Source organism: Rhodanobacter lycopersici (assembly GCF_040812335.1).
Taxonomy (GTDB): Bacteria; Pseudomonadota; Gammaproteobacteria; order Xanthomonadales; family Rhodanobacteraceae; genus Rhodanobacter_A; species Rhodanobacter_A lycopersici.
The window spans coordinates 549,474-568,123 of the sequence record NZ_JBFOHK010000002.1; the positions used below are offsets into that span (position 1 = coordinate 549,474).

Below are 18,650 nucleotides of genomic sequence, written 5' to 3' on the forward strand. Positions count from 1 at the left end.
CTCGGCATGATCCCATACCCATGTGCGACAAGCTTTCCGCAATGCGGCGTCCGGTCGGCATGCGTGCTCAGTCCGGCACGGCTGCCGGCCGCGCGCGCGCGGCCAGCAGCTCGCGCAGCTCGGCTTTCTCGGCATCGTCGAGCGGGCCGCTGCGCATCTTCGCGTGCAGCGTCTCGCGGCGCAGCGCCACGGCCTGCTCGTCCATCCGCAGCAGGGCATCCATGAACTCGGTGCGCTGCGCCTCCGGTTCGCCCACCACCGCGGCAGCCATCAGCTTCTGCAGTGCAGGGTATTCCGGGCGCTCGGCGAAATGCTCCACCAGCATCGCCGGATTGATGCCGGGTCGGCTGCGCGCGAGGTCCAGCAGCTCCGCGAGCAGGCCCACGCCGGGCCTGTCCAGGCGCAGGAAGCGGTAGGGCTTCTCCACCTGGTCGGCCATGCCGGGCTGGGCCAGCAGCAGGCCGATCGCGCTGCGCACCAGCGAGCGCTGCGCGGCCACCGGGCGCTGCACAGCGCGATGTGCAGCAGGGTCGGACTGCAGGCGGGCGCTGGCGCCGCTGCGCCTTTCCAGCTCCTGCGCCATCAGGTCGCGGAACGCGCCGTCGGGCAGCCGGGCGATCAGCGGGCGGGCGCGTTCGGCGAGGCGCGCGCGGCCGTCGAGGCTGGCTATGTCCACGTCGCGCGCCAGCTCGTCGAAGAAGTAATCGGAGAGCGGCGTGGCGTTCTTCAGGCGCTGCTCGAACCCACCCTTTCCTTCCTGGCGCACCAGCGTGTCTGGATCCTCGCCCTCGGGCAGGAACAGGAAGTACGCCTGGCGCCCGTCGCGCAGCCGCGGCAGCGCGGCGTCCAGCGCCTTCCACGCGGCGGCACGGCCGGCGCGGTCGCCGTCGAAGCAGAACACCACGTCGGGCGCGGCGCGGAACAGCAGCTCGGTGTGCTCGGGCGTGGTGGCGGTGCCCAGCGTGGCCACCGCGATCGGCAGGCCGGCCTGGTGCAACGCGATCACGTCCATGTAGCCTTCCACCACCACGATGCGCCGCAGGTTCGCGTTGGCCTGCTTCACCTGCCACAGCGCGAACAGCTCGCGGCCCTTGTGGAACAGCGGGGTTTCCGGCGAGTTGAGGTACTTGGGGCCGTCACTTTTGCGCGCGTCCTGCGCGCCGGAATCAAGAGCCGGCGATCCCTCGCCGGACTTTTGAATGATCCTTCCTCCAAACGCTATGACGCGTCCGCGGCGGTCGAGGATGGGGAACATCAACCGTTCGCGGAAGCGGTCGTACTTGCTGCCGCGCTCGCCGCTGGAGACCATGCCCGCCTCGGTGAGCAGTTCCATCCGGCGCGGGCTATTGCCCAGCGCCTTGATCACGCCGTCGTAGCCGGCCGGCGCCCAGCCGAGGCGGAAATCAGCGATGGTCTTCGCGTCCAGCCCGCGCTTCCTGCAATACGCCTGCGTTTCGGCGTTCTTCGGCAACTGTTCCTGGTACCAGCTGGCGCTGGCATCGAGCAGGGCGTAGAGGTCGGTCTTGTCCTCGCGTGGCCGCTCGTCGCGGCCGCCCTCGCGCGGCACGGCGAGGCCCACCGACTGCGCCAGCTCCTCCACCGCGTCGGGGAACTCCAGCCGTTCGTAGTCCATCAGGAACTTGATCGCGCTGCCGTGCGCACCGCAGCCGAAGCAGTGGAAGAACTGCTTGGCGGGGCTGACGTAGAACGAGGGCGTGCGCTCGTCGTGGAACGGGCAGCACGCGGTCCACTCGCGCCCGGCCTTCTTCAACGGCACGCGCCGCTCGATCACGTCGACGATGTCGACGCGGGCGAGCAGTTCGTCGATGAAGCTGTCGGGGATCAGGCCGCGCATGGTCACGTAGTTTAGAGGGTCGATCCCCCACGGGGGCGAACCGGCCACGCACGGGTGGTGATTCGGCCAATCCGTGGGTTGGCGGCTGGCGGTGCCCGCGCCGCTGGCTAGCATGCACAAGGTTCTGGCAGGGGGAAAGGCGATGGCAGAGAGTCCGGCAGTGCGTTTTCGCGTGGCCACCGCGCAGGATGCGGAGACCGCGGTGCCGCTGATCCACAGCTCCGGCCCTGCGGCGTTCGACTACGTTTTCGCGCTGGCCGGATGCGGCGACGCGCAGGCCTTCCTGCGCCGCGCCTTCGTCGACGGCAACGGCGAGTTCGGCTGGCGCAACCATGTGGTGGGTGAGCTGGATGGCGTGGTGGTGGCGGCAGGCGCGGGCTACGGCGGCGAGACGTCGCTGGCATTCACGCTGTCGGTGGCGCGGCAGATCCTCGCGCACTACGGCCTGCGCCATGCGCCGGGGGTGATCGCGCGCGGGCGGCGCGTGGAACGGGTGATCCCGCCGCCTGCCCGCGGCATGCACTACCTCGCGCACCTGGGCGTGTCGCCGGCCCTGCGCGGGCAGGGCATCGGGCTGGCCTTGATCAACGAACTGATCCGGTGTGGCCTGCAGCTGGGGCGGCGGCGCATGGTGCTGGACGTGGCCGCGAGCAACCCGCGCGCGCAGGCCTTGTACGAGCGGCTGGGTTTCGCGGTGACCGGCGAGCGGCATTCCGCGCTGGCCAATGCGCAGGGGGCGGTGCCGGGTCACCGGCGGATGGAACGGGTGCTCGGGTAGACCGGGGTTGCGCCACGTTCCCCCTCCCTGGTGGAGAGGCGGGAAGTGGCCGGGTGGATTCGCGGCTCGCCTTGCCGCGGCGAGCCCGCAGGCCATGGCGTGGCCGGGCGTCAGAGGATGCGGAATACCCCGATCATGGCCAGCACGGCGATCAGGAACAGGATCAGGAAGATCGCGAACAGGAACCGGGCGATGGCGCCGGTCACACCGGAAATGCCGCGGAAACCGAACAGGCCGGTGACCAGCGAGATGATGGCGAAGATGATGGCCCACTTGAGCATGCGCTACTCCTGCGGCTGACGGCCTGCCGCGTGCAAGGGGAAGTGGCCGCGGGTGGGATGTCCGCGACCCTTTTAAGCTTGTAGCGATGCGTTTGTGAACGCGACGCATCTGGCTTGCGCCTGGCTACCGCCCCCGGCAAGCTGCGGCGGCGATCGGTTCGAGGGGCGGCGATGCTGTTGACGGCAATGCGGATGCGCAGGCAGCGCGCCATCGTGCGCGCGTTCGAGCGGGCCGGTGCGCTCGCGGTGGACAGCGCACGCAGCGCGGAAGAGCTGGGCCTGCGCGTGGACTTCGCCTGGCAGCAACTGGCCAGCCTCGCCGTGCTGCGCAGCCCGGTTTCCGGGCTCTGGTTCCTGGATGGCGCGAACTGGCGGCGGCTGTGCCGGCGCCGCTGTGCGCTGGCGGCAGCCGTGGTGGCCAGCCTGTTCCTGGTGCTGCTGTTCGCGTACTCGATGAGCTGGCGCTGACAGGTTGTCGAGAAACAGCCTGGCGGAGCCGAGGCCGGACAAATCCGCATGGAACGACTTTGGACAACCGAAGGTTGGCCCGCAGGGTCCGCTTCACGGATGAAGCGGGCACATGCGCCGGGCTCGGCGAGTCGAGAAAGTGCAGGAAAGCACTTTCCCAGCCCAAGGATTACCCCGCCAGCTTCGCCTTGATGCGCGCGGAGACCTGGGCCATGTCGGCGCGACCGGCGGCCTGTTCCTTCACCGCGGCCATCACCTTGCCCATGTCGCGCGGCGAGCTGGCGCCCGTGCCGGCGATGGCGGCGGCGATCAGCGCGTCGAGCTCGGCCGCGTCGAGCTGGGCCGGCAGGTAGGCCTCGATCACCGTCATCTCGGCGCGTTCGACATCGGCAAGGTCCTCGCGGCCGGCGCCGGCGTACTGGCTTACCGAATCGCGGCGCTGCTTCAGCATCTTTTCCAGCACGGCGAGGGTCTGGGCGTCGTCCAGCTCGATGCGCTCGTCCACCTCGCGCTGCTTGACCGCCGCCAGCACCAGCCGGATCACGCCGAGGCGATGCTTGTCGCCGCCGCGCATGGCGGCCTTCATGTCGTCGGTGAGCTGCTGCTTGAGCGTCATGGGCGGGCGTTCCGGGTGGTGGGGAAGGGATTCTACGGAAACGACAAAGCCGGCGTTGCCTGGGGCAACACCGGCTGGTCGTGTCTGAGTGCTTGCGGCGGCTGCGGGGAACCGCGCCAGCCGCGTAACCTGCATGCGCGACGTGAAGGCGTGCGCTCTGCCGCCGGGCGGCAGCGACAGGAGCTCAGTACAGGCGAGTCTTGCGCGAAACGTCGCGCGACAGACGGCGCAGGTGACGCTTCACCGCGGCAGCGCGCTTGCGCTTGCGCTCCTGGGTCGGCTTTTCGTAGAACTCGCGCTTGCGGGTCTCGGCCAGGACACCGGCCTTCTCGCAGGTACGCTTGAAACGACGCAGCGCGATCTCGAACGGCTCGTTCTCGCGGACTTTGACGTTGGGCATGGATACTCCGAGTGTTAATCTGTCCCACTTCCGGGACTGTTGAATACGGCGAGCCGCGAAGTATACCGTGTCTGATGACAGATTTTCAAAGCCGCATCCGGCGGCCGACAACCGCCTGCCCGTGACGGGCAAGCCGGTGCTGGGCATCGAATCCTCCTGCGACGAGACCGGCGTGGCGATCCTGCGCTGGGAGCCGGAGGCGCCGGGCCGGGGCCTGCTGGCCCATGCCCTGTACAGCCAGGTCAAGCTGCATGCCGACTACGGCGGCGTGGTGCCGGAGCTGGCCAGCCGCGACCACGTGCGCAAGCTGCTGCCACTGGTGCGCGAGGCGCTGGCCGAGGCCGGCCTGACGCCCGTCGACCTGGGCGGGGTGGCGTATACCGCCGGCCCCGGCCTGGTCGGCGCCCTGTTGGTGGGGGCGGCGGCGGGTCGTGCGCTGGCCTGGGCGCTGGGCGTGCCGGCGATCGGGGTGCATCACATGGAGGGCCACCTGCTGGCGCCACTGCTGGAGGACGACCCGCCCCAGCCGCCGTTCGTGGCCCTGCTGGTCTCCGGCGGCCATTCGCTGCTGGTCGAGGTGAAGGCGATCGGCGACTACCGCATCCTGGGCGACACCCTGGACGACGCCGCGGGCGAGGCCTTCGACAAGACCGCCAAGCTGATGGGCCTGCCGTATCCCGGCGGCCCGGCGCTGGCCAGGCTGGCCGAGCAGGGCCGGCCCGGCGTGTTCCGTTTCTCGCGGCCGATGACCGACCGTCCCGGGCTGGACTTCAGCTTCTCCGGGCTGAAGACCCAGGTGCTGCTGGCCTGGCAGCACTCGGACCAGGGCGAGCAGACCCGCGCTGACATCGCCCGCGCTTTCGAGGAGGCGATCGTCGACACCTTGCTGATCAAGTGCCGCCGTGCGCTGCAGGCCACCGGCACCCATAGTCTGGTGATCGCCGGCGGCGTGGGCGCCAACCGCCGCCTGCGCGCCGAACTGGCCGCGGCCGGCGAAAAGGACGGCTTCCGCACCTATTTCCCGCGCCTGGCGTTCTGCACCGACAACGGCGCGATGATCGCGCTGGCCGGCGCGATCCGATTGGCCAGCGGCCAGCACCAGGGCGAGGCGGTCGAGGTGCGCCCGCGCTGGAACCTGGAAGAGCTGCCGGCGGCCTAGCCGGGGATGTTCCGGTCGGCCGCCTGATACGCTGCATTGGGTCCACCGGCCATGAGGTGCATCCCCGCATGATCCAGCCTTACGAAATCCTCCTCCGCCTGCTGCTGGCCGCCCTCCTGGGTGGCGTGATCGGCGTCAACCGGGGCAGGCTGGAATGGGCGGCGGGGCTGCGCACGCACATGCTGGTGAGCGTGGGGGCGGCGCTGGCGATCATCGTCTCGGCGTTTGGCTTTGCCGACGTGCTGACGCGGCCGGACGTCGTGCTCGACCCTTCGCGCATCGCCGCGCAGGTCATCAGCGGCGTCGGCTTCCTCGGCGCGGGCACCATCCTGTTCCTGCAGCGCGAACAGGTGATCCGCGGGCTGACCACGGCGGCGGGCCTGTGGGCGGTTTCGGCGATCGGGCTGGCGGCCGGCAGCGGCCTGTATTTCGCGGCGGTTGCGGCCACCGCAGTGATCTGGGTGATCCTCGCCCTGCTCAAGCCGATCGAGCGGCGCTTCATCCAGTCCAGGAACCGGCACCCGCGGGTGACCGTGCGGCTCGGCGGCGTGCCGGCGCTGTCGGCGGTGGAGGCGGTGCTGGCGCGGCATCACCTGCCCACGTTCAAGATCATCCTCCGCCGCCAGGAAACGGGCGAGGACGTCGTCGACATCCTGTTCCAGCGTTCGGTGCAAGCCGGGCAACTGGCGGCGCTGGCGGACGGCATGCGGCAGATCGAGGGGCTGCGTTCCGTGTCGTTCGATCCGCCAGGCACGGACCGCACCGCGGCGACGTGACCGTGGCGCCGGCGCCCTCGTCACCAGAGTGCGTTCACCATTGCGTGCGCTGCGGCAGCAGGCCTTTCAGCTCGGCGTCGGTGAGGTTGCGCCACTGGCCGGGCTTCAGGTGGCCGAGCTTCACGTTGACGATGCGCACGCGGCGCAGCTGGGTGACGCGGTAGCCGAACGCGGCCGCCATCAGGCGGATCTGCCGGTTCAGGCCCTGGGTGAGCACGATGGCAAAGCCGAACCTGGCAATCTTGCGGGTGCGGCAGGGCCTGGTCATCTGCCCGTGCACGCGCACGCCGCGCGCCATGCCAGCGAGAAATTCCTCGGTGACCGGCTTGTTCACCGCCACCAGGTATTCCTTCTCGTGGTGGTTCTCGGCGCGCAGGATCTCGTTGACAATGTCGCCGTTGCTGGTGAGCAGGATCAGCCCTTCCGAATCCTTGTCCAGCCGGCCGACCGGGAAGACGCGCTGCGGGTGGTCGACGAAATCCACGATGTTGCCGTCCACACCGTGATCGGTGGTGCAGGTGATGCCCACCGGCTTGTTCAGCGCTATGTAGACCGCCTTCTTCGCAGCCGGCGTGGCGGCGAGGATGCGCGCCTTGACCAGCTCGCCGTCCACGCGCACCTCGTCGCCTTCAAGCGCCTTCGCGCCGGTGGAAACGACCTCGCCGTTGATGGTCACGCGGCCGGCGATCAGCCATTCGTCGGCTTCGCGGCGCGAGCACAGGCCGGCTTCGCTGATGTACTTGTTGACGCGCATGGGTCGGACCTGAACCGGTAGGAGCGGCTTGTAGGAGCGGCTTCAGCCGCGATGGCATGGCGGTTGGATCGCGGCTGAAGCCGCTCCTACGAACGCAGCCCAACGCCGCGCTTGAGCAGTTGCAGCCCGAACGCGGCGAGCGCGACCACGAAGCCCAGCATCACCACGAACGCCACGCCCACGTGCACGTCGCTGATGCCGAGCACGCCGTAGCGGAACGCGTTGACCATGTACAGGATCGGGTTGATCCGCGAGATCGCCTGCCACGGCTCGCCCAGCATCTGGATCGAGTAGAACACGCCGCCGAGGTAGGTGAGCGGGGTGAGGATGAAGGTGGGCACCAGGGCGATGTCGTCGAACTTCTTCGCGTACACCGCATTGACGAAGCCGGCCAGCGAGAAGATCACCGAGCCCAGCAGCACCGCGGCGAAGGTGATCAGCGGGTGCTCGATGTGCAGCGAGGTGAAGAACAGCGCGATGCCCAGCACCAGCACGCCCACCGCGAGGCCGCGCGTCACCGCGCCGGTCACGTAGCCGGTGAGGATCACCCAGTCCGGCATCGGCGACACCAGCATCTCCTCCACCGCGCGGCTGAACTTGGCGCCGAAGAACGAGCTGGAGATGTTGCCGTAGCTGTTGGTGATGATGCTCATCATCACCAGGCCCGGCACGATGTACTGCATGTAGGTGTAGCCGCCCTGGATGGTGCCGATGCGGCTGCCGATCAGCTTGCCGAAGATCACGAAGTACAGCGTCATGGTGATCGCGGGCGGGATCAGCGTCTGCGTCCAGATGCGCAGGATGCGCACGATCTCGCGGCGCACGATGGTGTGGAGGGCGACCAGGTTGGCGGCGGCGTTGCTCATGCGGCCAGCTCCTGGCCGTTGCGGCCCTGTTCCACCAGGCGCACGAACAGCTCCTCCAGCCGGTTGGTCTTGTTGCGCATCGAGGTCACCGTGATGCCGTGCGCGCTGAGCGCGGCGAACAGCGAATTGAGGTCGTGGGTGCGCGCCATCTCCGCTTCCAGCGTGTGCTCGTCCACCCGGCGCAGCGCCACGCCGGGCAATGCGGGCAGGCCATCCGGCACCTGCGCCACGTCGAGCACGAAGGTCTCCACGTCGAGCTTGGCCAGCAGCTGCTTCATCGTGGTGTTCTCCACGATCGTGCCGTGGTCGATGATCGCGATGTTGCGGCACAGCTGCTCGGCCTCCTCCAGGTAGTGCGTAGTGAGGATCACCGTGGTGCCGGCCGCGTTGATGCCGCTGATGAACTGCCACATCGAGCGGCGTATCTCGATATCCACGCCCGCGGTGGGCTCGTCCAGGATCAGCAGCTTCGGCTCGTTCATCATCGCGCGGGCGATCATCAGGCGCCGCTTCATGCCGCCGGAGAGCATGCGTGCCTGATGCTGCGCCTTGTCCCACAGGCGCAGCTCCTTCAGGTATTTCTCCGCGCGCTGGGCTGCGATCTTCCGCGGGATGCCGTAGAAGCCCGCCTCGTTGACGCAGATGTCGAACGGCTTCTCGAACTGGTTGAAGTTGATCTCCTGCGGCACCAGGCCGATCAGCTTCATCGCCTCGTTGCGCTGCCTGTTGACGGAGACGCCGAACACCTGCGCGTCACCGCCGCTGGAATTCACCAGCGAGGAGAGGATGCCGATCAGGGTGGACTTGCCGGCGCCGTTCGGGCCGAGCAGAGCGAAGAAGTCGCCGGGCTGCACGGTCAGCGAGACGCCCTTGAGGGCCTCCACGCCGTTGCCGTAGGTCTTGCGCAAATTGTCGACGACGAGCGCGGGAACGTGGCTCATGGGCTGCACCGGAAAGGGCGAGCCTCTTATTATAGCGGGCCAACTTCCGCCGCCCGGTACCGCCGGGTGCACGCACTGTTTCCCGGAATCCGTTCATGGCCGACCATTTCCAGCTACGCCTCGTCGACAGCCGCATGCTGGCACCCACCGTGCGCCATCTCGCGTTCGAACGCGTCGACGGCCAGCCGCTGGCCTTCGTGCCGGGGCAGTTCCTGCAGGTCCATTTCCACTACGACGACGGCACGCCCACCAAGCGCAGCTATTCGGTGGCCACCGTGGGCGAGGGCAGTTCGCCGGGCGTGCCTGTTGAAGTCGGGCGCATCGAGATCGCGGTGAGCTATGTGGAGGGCGGTGCGGCCACCAAGTTGCTGGGCGAATTGCCGATCGGCGGGGTCATCGATGCCAGTGGTCCCTACGGCCGCTTCTGCCTGCAGGCCGGCGACGTGCATCCGCGCTACCTGCTGCTCGCCACCGGCACCGGCGTCACCCCCTATAGGGCGATGCTGCCGCAGATCGAGCAGCTGCTGGCGAAAGGTGGCCGTGAAGTGGTGCTGCTGTATGGCGCCCGCAACGAGGCCGAGCTGCTCTACGGTGGGGAATTCGAGGCTTTCGCCCAGACCCATCCTGGCTTCAGCTTCCACGGGTGCCTCAGCCGCCAGCCGCGTGCCGTGCCCCGCGCCAGCGACCGCAGCGGTCACGTGCAAGGTGTGTTGGCCGAGCTCGCCCCCCACGAGGGTCGCGACATCGCCTACCTCTGCGGCAATCCCAACATGGTCGATGCGGTGTTCACCGCGCTGAAGGAATACGGCTTGCCGGTGCCGCAGATCCGGCGCGAGAAGTACATCTCGTCGCGCTGATGCCGATGACATTGGCCGGTGCGGGTCGGGCCTCAAGCCCCCGGCACCTCGACCGATAATCCAGACCGGGCACGCTGGTCGCTGCCGGGCGCAGCGACCGATAAGTGGCGACCGCCTTGGCGTGGGCGTCCCACTGCCTTGGCTGCGCTGGAACGATTTCCTGGAGACGGTGCCATCAAGTTACCCACCGCAACCGCAGAAATTTTCCAAGCCATTGTTTCAAAAGAAAATCATGCGAGTGAAGCATGGAGTTGCCGGGGCTGTCTGCCCAAGGTGGTCTGATAGTCGAATAGCCATTTTTGTGTGATGTGGTTCTCATTTTGGCCACTGCATCCGGCAGACGCTCTCAAGCTCCGGGGGCGTGCGCCGATGTGCCTTCTCAGGTACCCGCGGCATGCGCGAGTACCGGGTGGAGGGCAGCGTCATGCGTGTTCCGCAGTGGTTGGTCTGGGTCGGCTGTTTCCTGGTTTCGCTGCTGGCATCGCCCGTAGCGAGGGCGGGGGGCAGCGGCACGATCGAAGGTGGCACGATCACGTTTGTCGGCGCCATCGTCGCGCCGACTTGCAGCATCGCGTTCATGCCGGGTGCCTTGAATCCGGCGACCGGTGCCGATCGGAAGCATCGGCCGCTTCAGCAGAACTGCCCGGTTCCGACGACTGCCGGCACTGCAACGACGGTGTCGCGGCCTTACAGCGTGAGCGTCGTGCGCCTGTCCACCGCGGAGCCGGATCGGGTGCTCAGGTATTTCGCCGGTTACGTCCTCGCGGCCCAGCCGTCCGGTTCGGCGGGTCCGGTGCTGGTGACCCAGACCTACGAGTGATGCCGCGGATCTTTGCTACGTGGCGCGGAAAACCCGAGGCCGTGGTTCGCGGATGAGGTTCGTGTCGTCAGCGGCCCCGAAGGGAGGCGACTTTGACGGTCCAGACCAGATCGGGAAGAACGTCTCGACGCGCTCGTTCACCGTTGCCGAGTAGCAAACAGTCTGTGGTGCTTCGGTGGATCCTGCCCGCACGCACGGGTGGAATGTCCACGCCGGTCTAATTGTAGGTAATGGTGTACGTCACTGAACTTTTCACCGTGCCGGCAGCTGCCTTGCCCGTGGCGTAATACTGCACAAAGTAGTTCAACGTCACATTGCCGCCAACGATGTTGTACTTCCCGGAATTGGCTCCCGTTTTCAGATTGATCACGGATTGGGCAGCCGCGTTGCTGCTGCCTGCTCCGTTCAACAACTGCAGCTCGACACGCTTGGCTGTGCCCGTGTTCTTGAGGTTGCCGTCCGTATTGATGTTGCCGCCAGTGAAAACATTGCTGGCCACGCTGACGTTGTCGGGACAGCCGGTCACCACGATGCTGAAGGGAGTCATGTCAGTGACTTTGCCGGTAGCCGACAAGTCCTGGGTAGACGCGGTTGGCAGGGTCACCGTAAAGCTGTTCCCGCCACTGATGGTGCACGTGGGCACGCTTACCGTGATGGCCGGAAGATTGAGCGATGCATTCAGGTTGATGCTGGTGGAATCCACGCTGCCGCCGGGGATATACCACCAGAACGGTATCAGGCTGATCGTATTTATCGTGCCTGGCGTGACTGCGCCTGTGGTGGTCTTGACCAGTTGCCCCGTGTAGCTGGCCGTCACGGAATTCGAGTAGGTTCCCACCGGGGTTCCACTGGGGGCAACGACCGAGCCAGGCACATAACCTGCCGTGCTGGTGGGGCCATCGTTGACACTGCCGCTCTCGCTGGTGGCCTGGACGGGGCTGGCAGTGACAAGCAGTGCAATGCCAGAGATGTTGGTTTTGAAAGTGATGCCGGGGCCGGCCGGCACATTGGTGCTGTCCAGCGTGGCCAGAGTCTGGCCGGCCTGGATGATTGCCGTGTAATCGGTCGATTTGGTGCTGGCCGGAAGGCCGCTGCAGGTGAAGATTATGGTGGCGGTGCCGGTTGCGCCGGAGATGGGGCCGATGGGCGCATCCGGCTGGACGCTGATACCGCTGGGCATGCCCAGCGTCACCGACGAGGCAGTGCAATTGGGAGGGGGTGTCGTGGCTGCCAGCAGCGGTCCGCAGGCAAGCAGCAGCAATAACCAGAGAAGGCATCGCATGCCCAACGGAAGGTGGCTGGACCTTTGCATCATGTACCACTCCTCGTGACTTGCGCGACAGCGTCTGGATTTACGCACATCACCTTGATTTCTTCGTGGCTTTTCGCGTGTCGGTTCTTGGCTTGGGGCGCAAGCTGGTAGGCGAATGAGCAGGATTGGGCGTTACCGCTGTCGTCCTGCCAGCGGACACTCAGCCGGCCGGATTGCTCGACACCGCGCACCAGAATCTGTCCGGCCTGGCCGACCACGCCCAGCGAAGTTCCCTTTTCATTGAATACCTCGGCGCCGAATGGCAATGCGTTGCCGTTGGGCATGTGGGCATCCACGATGATGGTGCGACCACTCTCGGTCTTGAATTTCAGCATCACCACGGCACCGGCATAGGGTGCCACCTGCACGCTGGTGGCATCGAGTTGCACATCCAGCGGCAACCCCTTGGGGTCGATCTGGACGGTGTTGAGGTTGTACGCCGTGAGGAAAGGCACGATGGCGTAGCCAAAGTGATCGATGCGCGCGCCGGCGGAACTGTTCAAGCGTGCGCCTGCGGCGCCCGGGGCGTAGACGATGCCGACCGTATCGCCGATCGGCTGGCCAAAGGTGATGCCGCCCGGGTGTGCGACGATGGCGCCGCTCATCCCCAGCGACGCCTGGGAATAGCCGCTGCCATCGCCATAGCTGGCGTTGAATACGCCATACGGACTGCGGTAACCCGCATTCACGCTGGCGGCGTTGCCGCTGCCGGTATTGCCGTGCGTCGCTGTGGCGCCGTAGTTGAACTGGTTGTCCGAACCCAGCGAGCCGCTCACCATCGCCTGGTCCTGCGAGCCGCTGGCCTGGTCGTGCGCAAGATTCAGCGTGAAGGTTGGCGCATGCGGGCTATCGCCCAGCGGCAGGCTGAAGTTCACGAAATACTGGTTGTCATAATGGCCGAGCGGATCAACCGACCGCGTGGCCGAGATGCTGTAGGACACCTGCCGGAAATGATTGTTGTAGCCAACCTGGAATTGCGTGTCGTTGCCGTGCTGGTTCCAGTAGTCACTGGCAGATACGTTGGCATAGATCGAGCCGCCGCTCTGTCCGAGGCTCTGATTGAGTGAAAGCGTGAAATTGTTGCGCTGGCGTTGCACGCCAGTGCCCGAGAGGATCGGGTTGGTGGTAAACGCACTGCCCGTGAGTGCGGCAAGCTGAGCCGGGGTAAGTACGCTTTGTTCCGGTACGCCATCGATCATTGGCACAGTTGACGCTGGCACGATCGCGAAGGCATTGATTCCCTGGCGCGCGTAACCGCGTGCCTCGGCGGCTTGGGTAACACTGAGGAAACCACCGGTCGAATAGCGGTACGCAGCGACTGACAGCGTGGTCTGCGTCGACGGAATGATCTTGCTGTAGGTCACCCGCATGCTTTGCCCGGATTGCGTCGCGTAGCCCGGGATGTGCGTGTTCGCCTGGGTGACGTCCAGCGCAAGTGCCCCGAAACGCGTGTCGATCGCGGCACCGACCAGGGCGGCGACATAACCCTGCGAGCCGACGAGACCGGCATAACCCGTCAGCAGATTGCTGAAGCCATGCTGCAGCGTGGCCTGCGCGACGGCGGGCTTGTCCGTGATCGTGGCATCGCGCAACTCACCCACGGCCACGTCGAAACGAGTGATGCCGGGGCGCAGCAGTTGCGCCACCGAGGCATAGGGCACGGTGAAGGTGCTTACGCGACCGTCCGCTTCGGTCACGGTGACATCCAGGTTGCCGCCGTAGCCGGTCGGGTACAGATCGTTGATCGTGAACGGGCCGGGCGCCACCGTGGTCTGGTAGATCAGGATCCCGTTCTGGCGCACGGTGACCCTGGCGTTGGTCTGCGCCACGCCACGCACGATGGGGGCATAACCCTGCAGGGACTGCGGCAGCATGCGGTCGTCGGTGGCGAGTTGCACTCCGCGGATCCCGTAGCTGTCGAAGACTGCGCCGTCGGTATAGCTGTCGCCGATCGTGAGCAGCGCACGCAGCGAGGGAAGGTCCCGCTGCAGGTAGGTATCGATGTTCTGCCACTTGCGGCGCGCCGGGCTGTTGGCCGTGGCCGACTGCCAGTCGACGGTGGCATCTTCGCGCAAGTGCCAGGGGCCGACATTGAGGCCGCTGTTCAGTCCAAGGTACGTCGTGGTCTGGCTCTGGCCCTGGGTGGTGCTGTGGTAGCTGTTGAAGTTGTAGTTCAGCAGGGCCGCCGGGACGCCGGCATCCCAATATTCCGGACTGACGTAGCCCCGGGGCATCTGGCCCAGGTAGGCCTGCGGGACACTGATGTCCAGTCGCAGCTGCGACATGTCGAACACCATGGTGGCGCCCTGGATCAGGTCGCCGATACCGACGCAGGCTGTGGGGTCGTCGAGGCGCGCGATGATCCCGTCGGAGAGTTTCGCCGGATGCAGCCCCATCTGGTCGAGCAGGGCGCGGTCCACGCAGGCGGTGGCATTGACCTTGGCGGATGCGGCGGCGAAGCGTACGTCCCTGCGGCCGACCCAGGTGCTGTTGAGGTAGATATCCGTGTTGTAGCTGCCGGCAAGCACCGGGTTGCCGTGTTCAAAGCGGGACAGGTCGGTGGTGTTCTGGCCGGCGCCGGACAGCAGGCTGCGGTCGAAATCCACGTAGCTGCCGGCACTGGCATCCGCACCGTTGGGGGCCGCGGCGCCGGGAGACGCGGATGCGCTCGCGCCGCTGACCGGTGATGCACTCGCGCCGCCAGCCCAACCGGCCAGCGCAGCGGCAATACCCGCGCAGAGCAGCGCGCGGTGGCATGCCACTGGCCAGTGACGGCCAAGCCGGTGCGTGGCGCGCCGGGGCTTCACGGCGAGACGGTAGCCTTGAGGACCACGTCGGCGCCGTAGTCATTGATGCAGTCGTATTGGACCGCACTGCCCGTACCCGGGGCCTGTTTCAGGTCCGGCACGGCCAGGCGCAAATCGGAAAGCGGCGCGACCATGCCGGGGTCCACCTTGTGCGAAGTGCCGCCGGCATTCACCGTGATCTGGGCGATGGTCACGTAATACGGCGTAGGGTTGTGCACCACCAGCGCGACCGGGCCGGCCCCGTTGGCCGCCTTGAAGCTGAGTTCGTTCGGCGCCTTCGCCGGATCGCCCGCCAGCCCGGCGGGCCGGTAGAACAGTTTCAGCCGCGAGCGGATCGCCATCTGCATGTAGTTCTTGTCCAGGAATTGCGGGCCGCTGGGCTTGGGCGGCACTTCCAGCACGTTGAGCCAGAACACCGACTCGCGGTCGCTTGGCAAGGGCTGGTCGCTGTGGGTGAACAGGATGCGCAGGCTCTGGTCGCGATGCGGGTCCATCCGGAACAGCGGCGGCGTGATCAGGAACGGCGTATTCACCTTGTCCGGCGTGGACTCCGGGTCGCCGCTGTCGATCCAGGCCTCGACCAGCGCCGGCGTGGTGTTCTGGTTGGTCAGGCGCACCGTGACCTCACCGTCCTTGGCCGGAAAGATCACCCGGGTGCCGCCGATGATGACGTTGGCGTGGGCGGTGCACAGCGCGCAGCCTGCAGTCAGCAGTGTCGCGGCCATGGCACGGATCGGTTTGTTCATGGAGGGCTCGGATGCCTGTGTGCGGGTACGCTGCGGCCGGAACCCCGGCCGCAGCAGCGAGACTTGCCTGCGCTTACTGGTAATTGAGGCTGTACGTCACGGAGGCGGTGACGCTACCCGCGCCGGCAGCACCGCCATTGGCCACATAGCCGGCGTAGTAGGAGAACGTCGGGGTAGAGGCAGACAGCAATTGCGTGCCCGCATTCTGGTTGCCCGACGTGTTTTGCAGTGTCAGCGGGTCGCCGGTGTTCAGGTCCTGCTTGTTGGACAATGCGACTTCTACGTTGGTGGCCGAACCGGTGTTGGTCAGGTAACCGGTAGTGCTGTCGATGCCGCCCTGGAAATACGGGTAAACCTTGGTGTAGCCGTTCAACCCGGTGCAGCCGCTCAAGGTGAGGGTTACCGGAGTCCAGCCGGCCGAGTTGCCACTGGCCCCGAGCACGCCATCGACCAGCGGGGTGGTCGGCAGCGTGACAGCCAGGCTGGAGGTGCTGCCGTTTACGGCCACGGTGCAGGTGGACGCGGTGAGCGTGCCGTTGAAGGTGATGGTGCCCGAGCTGGTGTTGGCCGCGCGGGCCGCCTGCGGAGCAAACGCTGCGATGCCGAAGCTGGCGATCAGGGCAGCGGCGAGTAGGGTCTTGTTCATGCGTATTTCCTTTCGGAGATTGGGTTGCTAACTGGTTCGACGCGCTGGAGACAACTGCGGTGGCACTGCGCCACGCCGGACTGCAGCCTTGCGCGTGGCTGGTCGGGTCGGGAAATGCAAGCGCTATGCCAGACGGTGGCGGAGACGGTTGCGAGCAGCCCCCGGCTGCTGCAACGGGGCGGAAATGCGCGACGTGGCCGCATCCGCAACCACGACGCCCATCGGACTCCCCTGACAAATTGTGGCACCTCAATATGCGAACCACGTCACCGTTTACAGGCAAATTCACCGCGCATTCACGCAAAAAAGTGCGGAAACGAGGCCGATCAAGCCTGCATGTAAAGCACGCTTGACATGGCTCGATACACTCGTTTAGCCTGTGCATGTCAAGGCTGCTTGACATGCAATGAGGAGCGAGTGTCATGGGCAAGAAGCAGTGGTTCCACGGATTTGCGGGCTGGTTGCTGCTGGCGTCGTCGTTGTTTGCTGCCGGTGCTGCCTGGGCGGGGGCGCAGGCAGTCGCGGCGAGCGGCCAGGTTGGCACGCTGAAGTTCGAGCGCCACGGCGACCATGGCCGTGCGGTGATCCTGATCCCGGGCCTGGAGGGCGGCCCGTGGGTGTGGAAGGACACCATCGCGCAGCTGGAAAAGAACCACGTGGTCTACGCGGTGACGCTGGCGGGGTTCGACGGCATGCCTGCGCCGGCCCGCAAGACCGGGTTGATGGATCAGGCAGACACCTCACTGCTGGCGCTGATCGGACAGCAGCACATCGACAAGCCGGTGCTGGTGGGCCACAGCCTCGGCGGCACGCTGGCGCTGCGTTTCGCGGGCGAGCATCCAGCGCTGATTTCCGGTGCGGTGGCGGTGGACGGCCTGCCGGTCTTCCCCGGCATGGACCGGGTGGATGCCGTGCAGCGCCAGGCGATCGCCGAACGCGCCCGCACGCAGATGGCGGCGATGACGCCGGCGCAATTCCAGGCAGCGGCGTTGGGCTACATGCAGCACGTCGGAACCATCGATCCGAAGCTGGCGGCGCAATACGCGCCGATGAACGCGCGCAGCGACATCGCGGCCAGTGCAGAGTACGCGGCGGAGGACATGACGGCCGACTATCGCCCGCTGCTCAGGCAGGCGGACGTGCCGGTCCTGGAAATCTCGCCGTACTATGCGCCGGACTTCGCCAAGCCGCCGCTGCAACTCAGCGAGACGCAGAAGGCGGCCTACTATCAGGGGCTGCTGGCGAACGCGCCGCAGGCGAAGGTGGTGTCGATCGCACCCGCGCGGCATTTCGTGATGCTGGACCAGCCCGAGAAGTTCCGAACGGTGCTGACCGGCTTCCTCGACTCACTTTGAGACTCCCGCCATGTCGCGCATGAACAACCGACGCTACGAACAACGGGTAATGCTGGCCATGGTGGCTTACATGGTCGTGCTGTTCGCGGCGAACTCCACGCTGCATGCCGCCAGCAGCCTGCTGCTGAAGGTGGTGCTGACGCTGGTGCCGGTGGTGCCGGTGCTCTACACCATCGCGCTGATGTGGTGGCGCATCCGCGACAGCGACGAGCTGGAGCAACGCACGAACCTGGTGGCGCTCGGCGTGGCGGCGGCGCTGGTATCCGCACTCAGTCTCGTCGGGGGCTTCCTTGCCGCAGGGGGCGTGGTGCGGCTGGGCGGCGAGGTGCTGATCTGGGTGTTCCCGGCGCTGATGCTGGGCTACGGAGTCGCGTACAAGGTCGTGGCCCGCCGTTACGGCGTGGATTCCGTATGCACCGAGGATGGCAGCGCCTGGTTGCCGTGGTACTTCGCGGGAACCGGTCTGTTGATGCTGGTCTTTGCGCTGAACCTGTGGCGGCGCCACGACACGGTGGCGGCGGTAGCGATGGTGGCCACGGCAGGCTTCTTTATGGTGATGTCCGCCTGGGTGTGGCGGCGGCGCGCGGACGCACGCCGCCGGGCACTGGAAGACCGTCCATGAGCAGCCGGCGCATGTGGCTGGAGCGGGCCGGGGATGCCGCGCACTGGATGGCGGTGCGCCGGCCTGTGCAGGCTGACGCATGGGTTGTGGCCGAAGCGGGACAAGGGGCTTCGGGAACGGCCCGGACCCTGCCGTGGTACTTCGCCGTCCTGCTGGCGTCCAGTGCGTTGCTGACGTGTGTGACGCCACCAGTGTGGCGGGTGCTGGGCATGGACGAATTGCAGCACTGCATCGGATTGGCGGCACTGGTCGTGGCGGCGGGTATCTGGCTGGGTTTTGGCATCTGCTGGATGCTGCAGCACGCGGGCATCTCGCTCCCGGCGCCGGTGCTCGGCTTCTGGGGCATGCCGCTGCTCTACGTGTTCGCGCGGCGCTGGGCGGGTCGGCGTTACGCATGAACAACCACGTGCGCGAGCTGCGCGGGGAGCAGGGTTGGTCGCAGGCGGATCTCGCCGAGCGGCTGGAGGTGTCGCGGCAGACGGTCAATGCCATCGAAACCGGCAAGTACGATCCCAGCCTGCCGCTGGCCTTCAAGATCGCGAAACTGTTTGGACGTCCGATCGAAGCGATCTTCGAACCGGGCGAATGATG

General features: G+C 66.7%; 21 protein-coding genes. 10 read left to right on the forward strand and 11 right to left on the reverse strand.

Annotation, left to right across the window (positions count from 1 at the left end):
- Positions 1-67 precede the first annotated feature (67 nt).
- A complete protein-coding gene (dnaG, locus tag ABQJ54_RS09340) occupies positions 68-1,855 on the reverse strand; it encodes a DNA primase (RefSeq protein ID WP_367854421.1) in 1,788 nt (595 codons plus the stop codon).
- A 142-nt stretch (positions 1,856-1,997) separates the two neighbouring features.
- Between dnaG and ABQJ54_RS09345 the strand changes: the two genes are divergently transcribed.
- A complete protein-coding gene (locus ABQJ54_RS09345; protein ID WP_367854023.1) occupies positions 1,998-2,633 on the forward strand; it encodes a GNAT family N-acetyltransferase in 636 nt (211 codons plus the stop codon).
- A 110-nt stretch (positions 2,634-2,743) separates the two neighbouring features.
- On the opposite strand, the gene ABQJ54_RS09350 is transcribed toward ABQJ54_RS09345, so the two are convergent.
- Positions 2,744-2,914 carry a DUF1328 domain-containing protein gene (locus ABQJ54_RS09350; protein ID WP_367854024.1) on the reverse strand — a complete coding sequence of 57 codons (171 nt, stop codon included), beginning with the start codon at positions 2,912-2,914 and terminating at the stop codon, positions 2,744-2,746.
- 192 nt (positions 2,915-3,106) lie between these two features.
- On the opposite strand from ABQJ54_RS09350, the gene ABQJ54_RS09355 reads away from it, so the two are divergent.
- On the forward strand, positions 3,107-3,382 hold the full coding sequence (locus ABQJ54_RS09355) for a hypothetical protein (RefSeq protein WP_367854025.1): 276 nt from the start codon (positions 3,107-3,109) through the stop codon (positions 3,380-3,382).
- A gap of 169 nt (positions 3,383-3,551) precedes the next feature.
- Here the strand turns inward: ABQJ54_RS09355 and ABQJ54_RS09360 are convergent, their stop codons facing one another.
- Together ABQJ54_RS09360 and rpsU are read right to left on the reverse strand one after the other, a co-directional pair.
- Positions 3,552-3,998, reverse strand: coding sequence for a GatB/YqeY domain-containing protein (locus ABQJ54_RS09360; RefSeq protein WP_367854026.1), 447 nt, complete (start codon positions 3,996-3,998; stop codon positions 3,552-3,554).
- Positions 3,999-4,182: 184 nt separating this feature from the next.
- A complete protein-coding gene (gene rpsU, locus ABQJ54_RS09365) occupies positions 4,183-4,398 on the reverse strand; it encodes a 30S ribosomal protein S21 (RefSeq protein ID WP_077483322.1) in 216 nt (71 codons plus the stop codon).
- 136 nt (positions 4,399-4,534) lie between these two features.
- Here rpsU and tsaD point away from each other — a divergent pair, with 136 nt between their 5' ends.
- Together tsaD and ABQJ54_RS09375 are read left to right on the forward strand one after the other, a co-directional pair.
- Positions 4,535-5,557 carry a tRNA (adenosine(37)-N6)-threonylcarbamoyltransferase complex transferase subunit TsaD gene (gene tsaD, locus ABQJ54_RS09370; protein ID WP_367854422.1) on the forward strand — a complete coding sequence of 341 codons (1,023 nt, stop codon included), beginning with the start codon at positions 4,535-4,537 and terminating at the stop codon, positions 5,555-5,557.
- A 68-nt stretch (positions 5,558-5,625) separates the two neighbouring features.
- Positions 5,626-6,333 (forward strand): MgtC/SapB family protein, encoded by a 708-nt coding sequence (locus ABQJ54_RS09375; RefSeq protein ID WP_367854027.1) that lies wholly within the window; start codon positions 5,626-5,628, stop codon positions 6,331-6,333.
- 34 nt (positions 6,334-6,367) lie between these two features.
- Here the strand turns inward: ABQJ54_RS09375 and ABQJ54_RS09380 are convergent, their stop codons facing one another.
- From ABQJ54_RS09380 to ABQJ54_RS09390, 3 genes are all read right to left on the reverse strand, one after another.
- Positions 6,368-7,087: a pseudouridine synthase gene (locus tag ABQJ54_RS09380; RefSeq protein ID WP_367854028.1), complete on the reverse strand. Its 720-nt coding sequence runs from the start codon at positions 7,085-7,087 to the stop codon at positions 6,368-6,370.
- Positions 7,088-7,173: 86 nt separating this feature from the next.
- A complete protein-coding gene (locus ABQJ54_RS09385) occupies positions 7,174-7,953 on the reverse strand; it encodes an ABC transporter permease (protein WP_367854029.1) in 780 nt (259 codons plus the stop codon).
- On the reverse strand, positions 7,950-8,894 hold the full coding sequence (locus tag ABQJ54_RS09390) for an ABC transporter ATP-binding protein (RefSeq protein ID WP_367854030.1): 945 nt from the start codon (positions 8,892-8,894) through the stop codon (positions 7,950-7,952). Before ABQJ54_RS09390 ends, ABQJ54_RS09385 begins: the two co-directional genes overlap by 4 nt.
- A 95-nt stretch (positions 8,895-8,989) precedes the next feature.
- On the opposite strand from ABQJ54_RS09390, the gene ABQJ54_RS09395 reads away from it, so the two are divergent.
- On the forward strand, positions 8,990-9,751 hold the full coding sequence (locus ABQJ54_RS09395) for a ferredoxin--NADP reductase (RefSeq protein WP_367854031.1): 762 nt from the start codon (positions 8,990-8,992) through the stop codon (positions 9,749-9,751).
- A 394-nt stretch (positions 9,752-10,145) separates the two neighbouring features.
- Entirely contained in the window at positions 10,146-10,571 is a 426-nt protein-coding gene (locus ABQJ54_RS09400; RefSeq protein ID WP_367854032.1) for a hypothetical protein, read from the forward strand.
- Between the two features lie 217 nt (positions 10,572-10,788).
- Here the strand turns inward: ABQJ54_RS09400 and ABQJ54_RS09405 are convergent, their stop codons facing one another.
- The 4 genes from ABQJ54_RS09405 to ABQJ54_RS09420 form a co-directional block, all read right to left on the reverse strand.
- Positions 10,789-11,886: a fimbrial protein gene (locus tag ABQJ54_RS09405; RefSeq protein WP_367854033.1), complete on the reverse strand. Its 1,098-nt coding sequence runs from the start codon at positions 11,884-11,886 to the stop codon at positions 10,789-10,791.
- Positions 11,883-14,690: a fimbria/pilus outer membrane usher protein gene (locus tag ABQJ54_RS09410; protein WP_367854034.1), complete on the reverse strand. Its 2,808-nt coding sequence runs from the start codon at positions 14,688-14,690 to the stop codon at positions 11,883-11,885. Before ABQJ54_RS09410 ends, ABQJ54_RS09405 begins: the two co-directional genes overlap by 4 nt.
- Entirely contained in the window at positions 14,687-15,436 is a 750-nt protein-coding gene (locus ABQJ54_RS09415; RefSeq protein ID WP_367854035.1) for a fimbrial biogenesis chaperone, read from the reverse strand. The genes ABQJ54_RS09410 and ABQJ54_RS09415 overlap by 4 nt, the downstream gene beginning before the upstream one ends.
- A 73-nt stretch (positions 15,437-15,509) precedes the next feature.
- Entirely contained in the window at positions 15,510-16,082 is a 573-nt protein-coding gene (locus ABQJ54_RS09420) for a fimbrial protein (RefSeq protein ID WP_367854036.1), read from the reverse strand.
- 422 nt (positions 16,083-16,504) lie between these two features.
- On the opposite strand from ABQJ54_RS09420, the gene ABQJ54_RS09425 reads away from it, so the two are divergent.
- From ABQJ54_RS09425 to ABQJ54_RS09440, 4 genes are read left to right on the forward strand one after another with little or no spacing between them, the layout of a single operon-like run.
- Positions 16,505-17,437: an alpha/beta fold hydrolase gene (locus ABQJ54_RS09425; RefSeq protein WP_367854037.1), complete on the forward strand. Its 933-nt coding sequence runs from the start codon at positions 16,505-16,507 to the stop codon at positions 17,435-17,437.
- A gap of 19 nt (positions 17,438-17,456) precedes the next feature.
- Positions 17,457-18,059, forward strand: coding sequence for a hypothetical protein (locus tag ABQJ54_RS09430; protein ID WP_367854038.1), 603 nt, complete (start codon positions 17,457-17,459; stop codon positions 18,057-18,059).
- The gene (locus ABQJ54_RS09435; protein ID WP_367854039.1) at positions 18,056-18,457 is read left to right on the forward strand and encodes a hypothetical protein; all 402 of its coding nucleotides are present in this window, start codon (positions 18,056-18,058) and stop codon (positions 18,455-18,457) included. The genes ABQJ54_RS09430 and ABQJ54_RS09435 overlap by 4 nt, the downstream gene beginning before the upstream one ends.
- Complete coding sequence (locus tag ABQJ54_RS09440) at positions 18,454-18,648, forward strand: helix-turn-helix transcriptional regulator (RefSeq protein ID WP_367854040.1); 195 nt, start codon at positions 18,454-18,456, stop codon at positions 18,646-18,648. The genes ABQJ54_RS09435 and ABQJ54_RS09440 overlap by 4 nt, the downstream gene beginning before the upstream one ends.
- The last annotated feature ends 2 nt before the right edge of the window (positions 18,649-18,650 follow it).

Coding starts and splice junctions, on each gene's coding strand:
- ABQJ54_RS09345 (WP_367854023.1), top strand. CDS start 1,998: ATGGCAGAGAGTCCGGCAGTGCGTTTTCGCGTGGCCACCGCGCAGGAT.
- ABQJ54_RS09430 (WP_367854038.1), top strand. CDS start 17,457: ATGAACAACCGACGCTACGAACAACGGGTAATGCTGGCCATGGTGGCT.
- ABQJ54_RS09355 (WP_367854025.1), top strand. CDS start 3,107: ATGCGCAGGCAGCGCGCCATCGTGCGCGCGTTCGAGCGGGCCGGTGCG.
- ABQJ54_RS09415 (WP_367854035.1), bottom strand. CDS start 15,436: ATGAACAAACCGATCCGTGCCATGGCCGCGACACTGCTGACTGCAGGC.
- ABQJ54_RS09400 (WP_367854032.1), top strand. CDS start 10,146: ATGCGCGAGTACCGGGTGGAGGGCAGCGTCATGCGTGTTCCGCAGTGG.
- ABQJ54_RS09395 (WP_367854031.1), top strand. CDS start 8,990: ATGGCCGACCATTTCCAGCTACGCCTCGTCGACAGCCGCATGCTGGCA.
- ABQJ54_RS09390 (WP_367854030.1), bottom strand. CDS start 8,894: ATGAGCCACGTTCCCGCGCTCGTCGTCGACAATTTGCGCAAGACCTAC.
- ABQJ54_RS09360 (WP_367854026.1), bottom strand. CDS start 3,998: ATGACGCTCAAGCAGCAGCTCACCGACGACATGAAGGCCGCCATGCGC.
- ABQJ54_RS09435 (WP_367854039.1), top strand. CDS start 18,056: ATGAGCAGCCGGCGCATGTGGCTGGAGCGGGCCGGGGATGCCGCGCAC.
- ABQJ54_RS09375 (WP_367854027.1), top strand. CDS start 5,626: ATGATCCAGCCTTACGAAATCCTCCTCCGCCTGCTGCTGGCCGCCCTC.
- rpsU (WP_077483322.1), bottom strand. CDS start 4,398: ATGCCCAACGTCAAAGTCCGCGAGAACGAGCCGTTCGAGATCGCGCTG.
- ABQJ54_RS09420 (WP_367854036.1), bottom strand. CDS start 16,082: ATGAACAAGACCCTACTCGCCGCTGCCCTGATCGCCAGCTTCGGCATC.
- ABQJ54_RS09405 (WP_367854033.1), bottom strand. CDS start 11,886: ATGATGCAAAGGTCCAGCCACCTTCCGTTGGGCATGCGATGCCTTCTC.
- ABQJ54_RS09380 (WP_367854028.1), bottom strand. CDS start 7,087: ATGCGCGTCAACAAGTACATCAGCGAAGCCGGCCTGTGCTCGCGCCGC.
- ABQJ54_RS09385 (WP_367854029.1), bottom strand. CDS start 7,953: ATGAGCAACGCCGCCGCCAACCTGGTCGCCCTCCACACCATCGTGCGC.
- ABQJ54_RS09440 (WP_367854040.1), top strand. CDS start 18,454: ATGAACAACCACGTGCGCGAGCTGCGCGGGGAGCAGGGTTGGTCGCAG.
- ABQJ54_RS09425 (WP_367854037.1), top strand. CDS start 16,505: ATGGGCAAGAAGCAGTGGTTCCACGGATTTGCGGGCTGGTTGCTGCTG.
- ABQJ54_RS09350 (WP_367854024.1), bottom strand. CDS start 2,914: ATGCTCAAGTGGGCCATCATCTTCGCCATCATCTCGCTGGTCACCGGC.
- dnaG (WP_367854421.1), bottom strand. CDS start 1,855: ATGCGCGGCCTGATCCCCGACAGCTTCATCGACGAACTGCTCGCCCGC.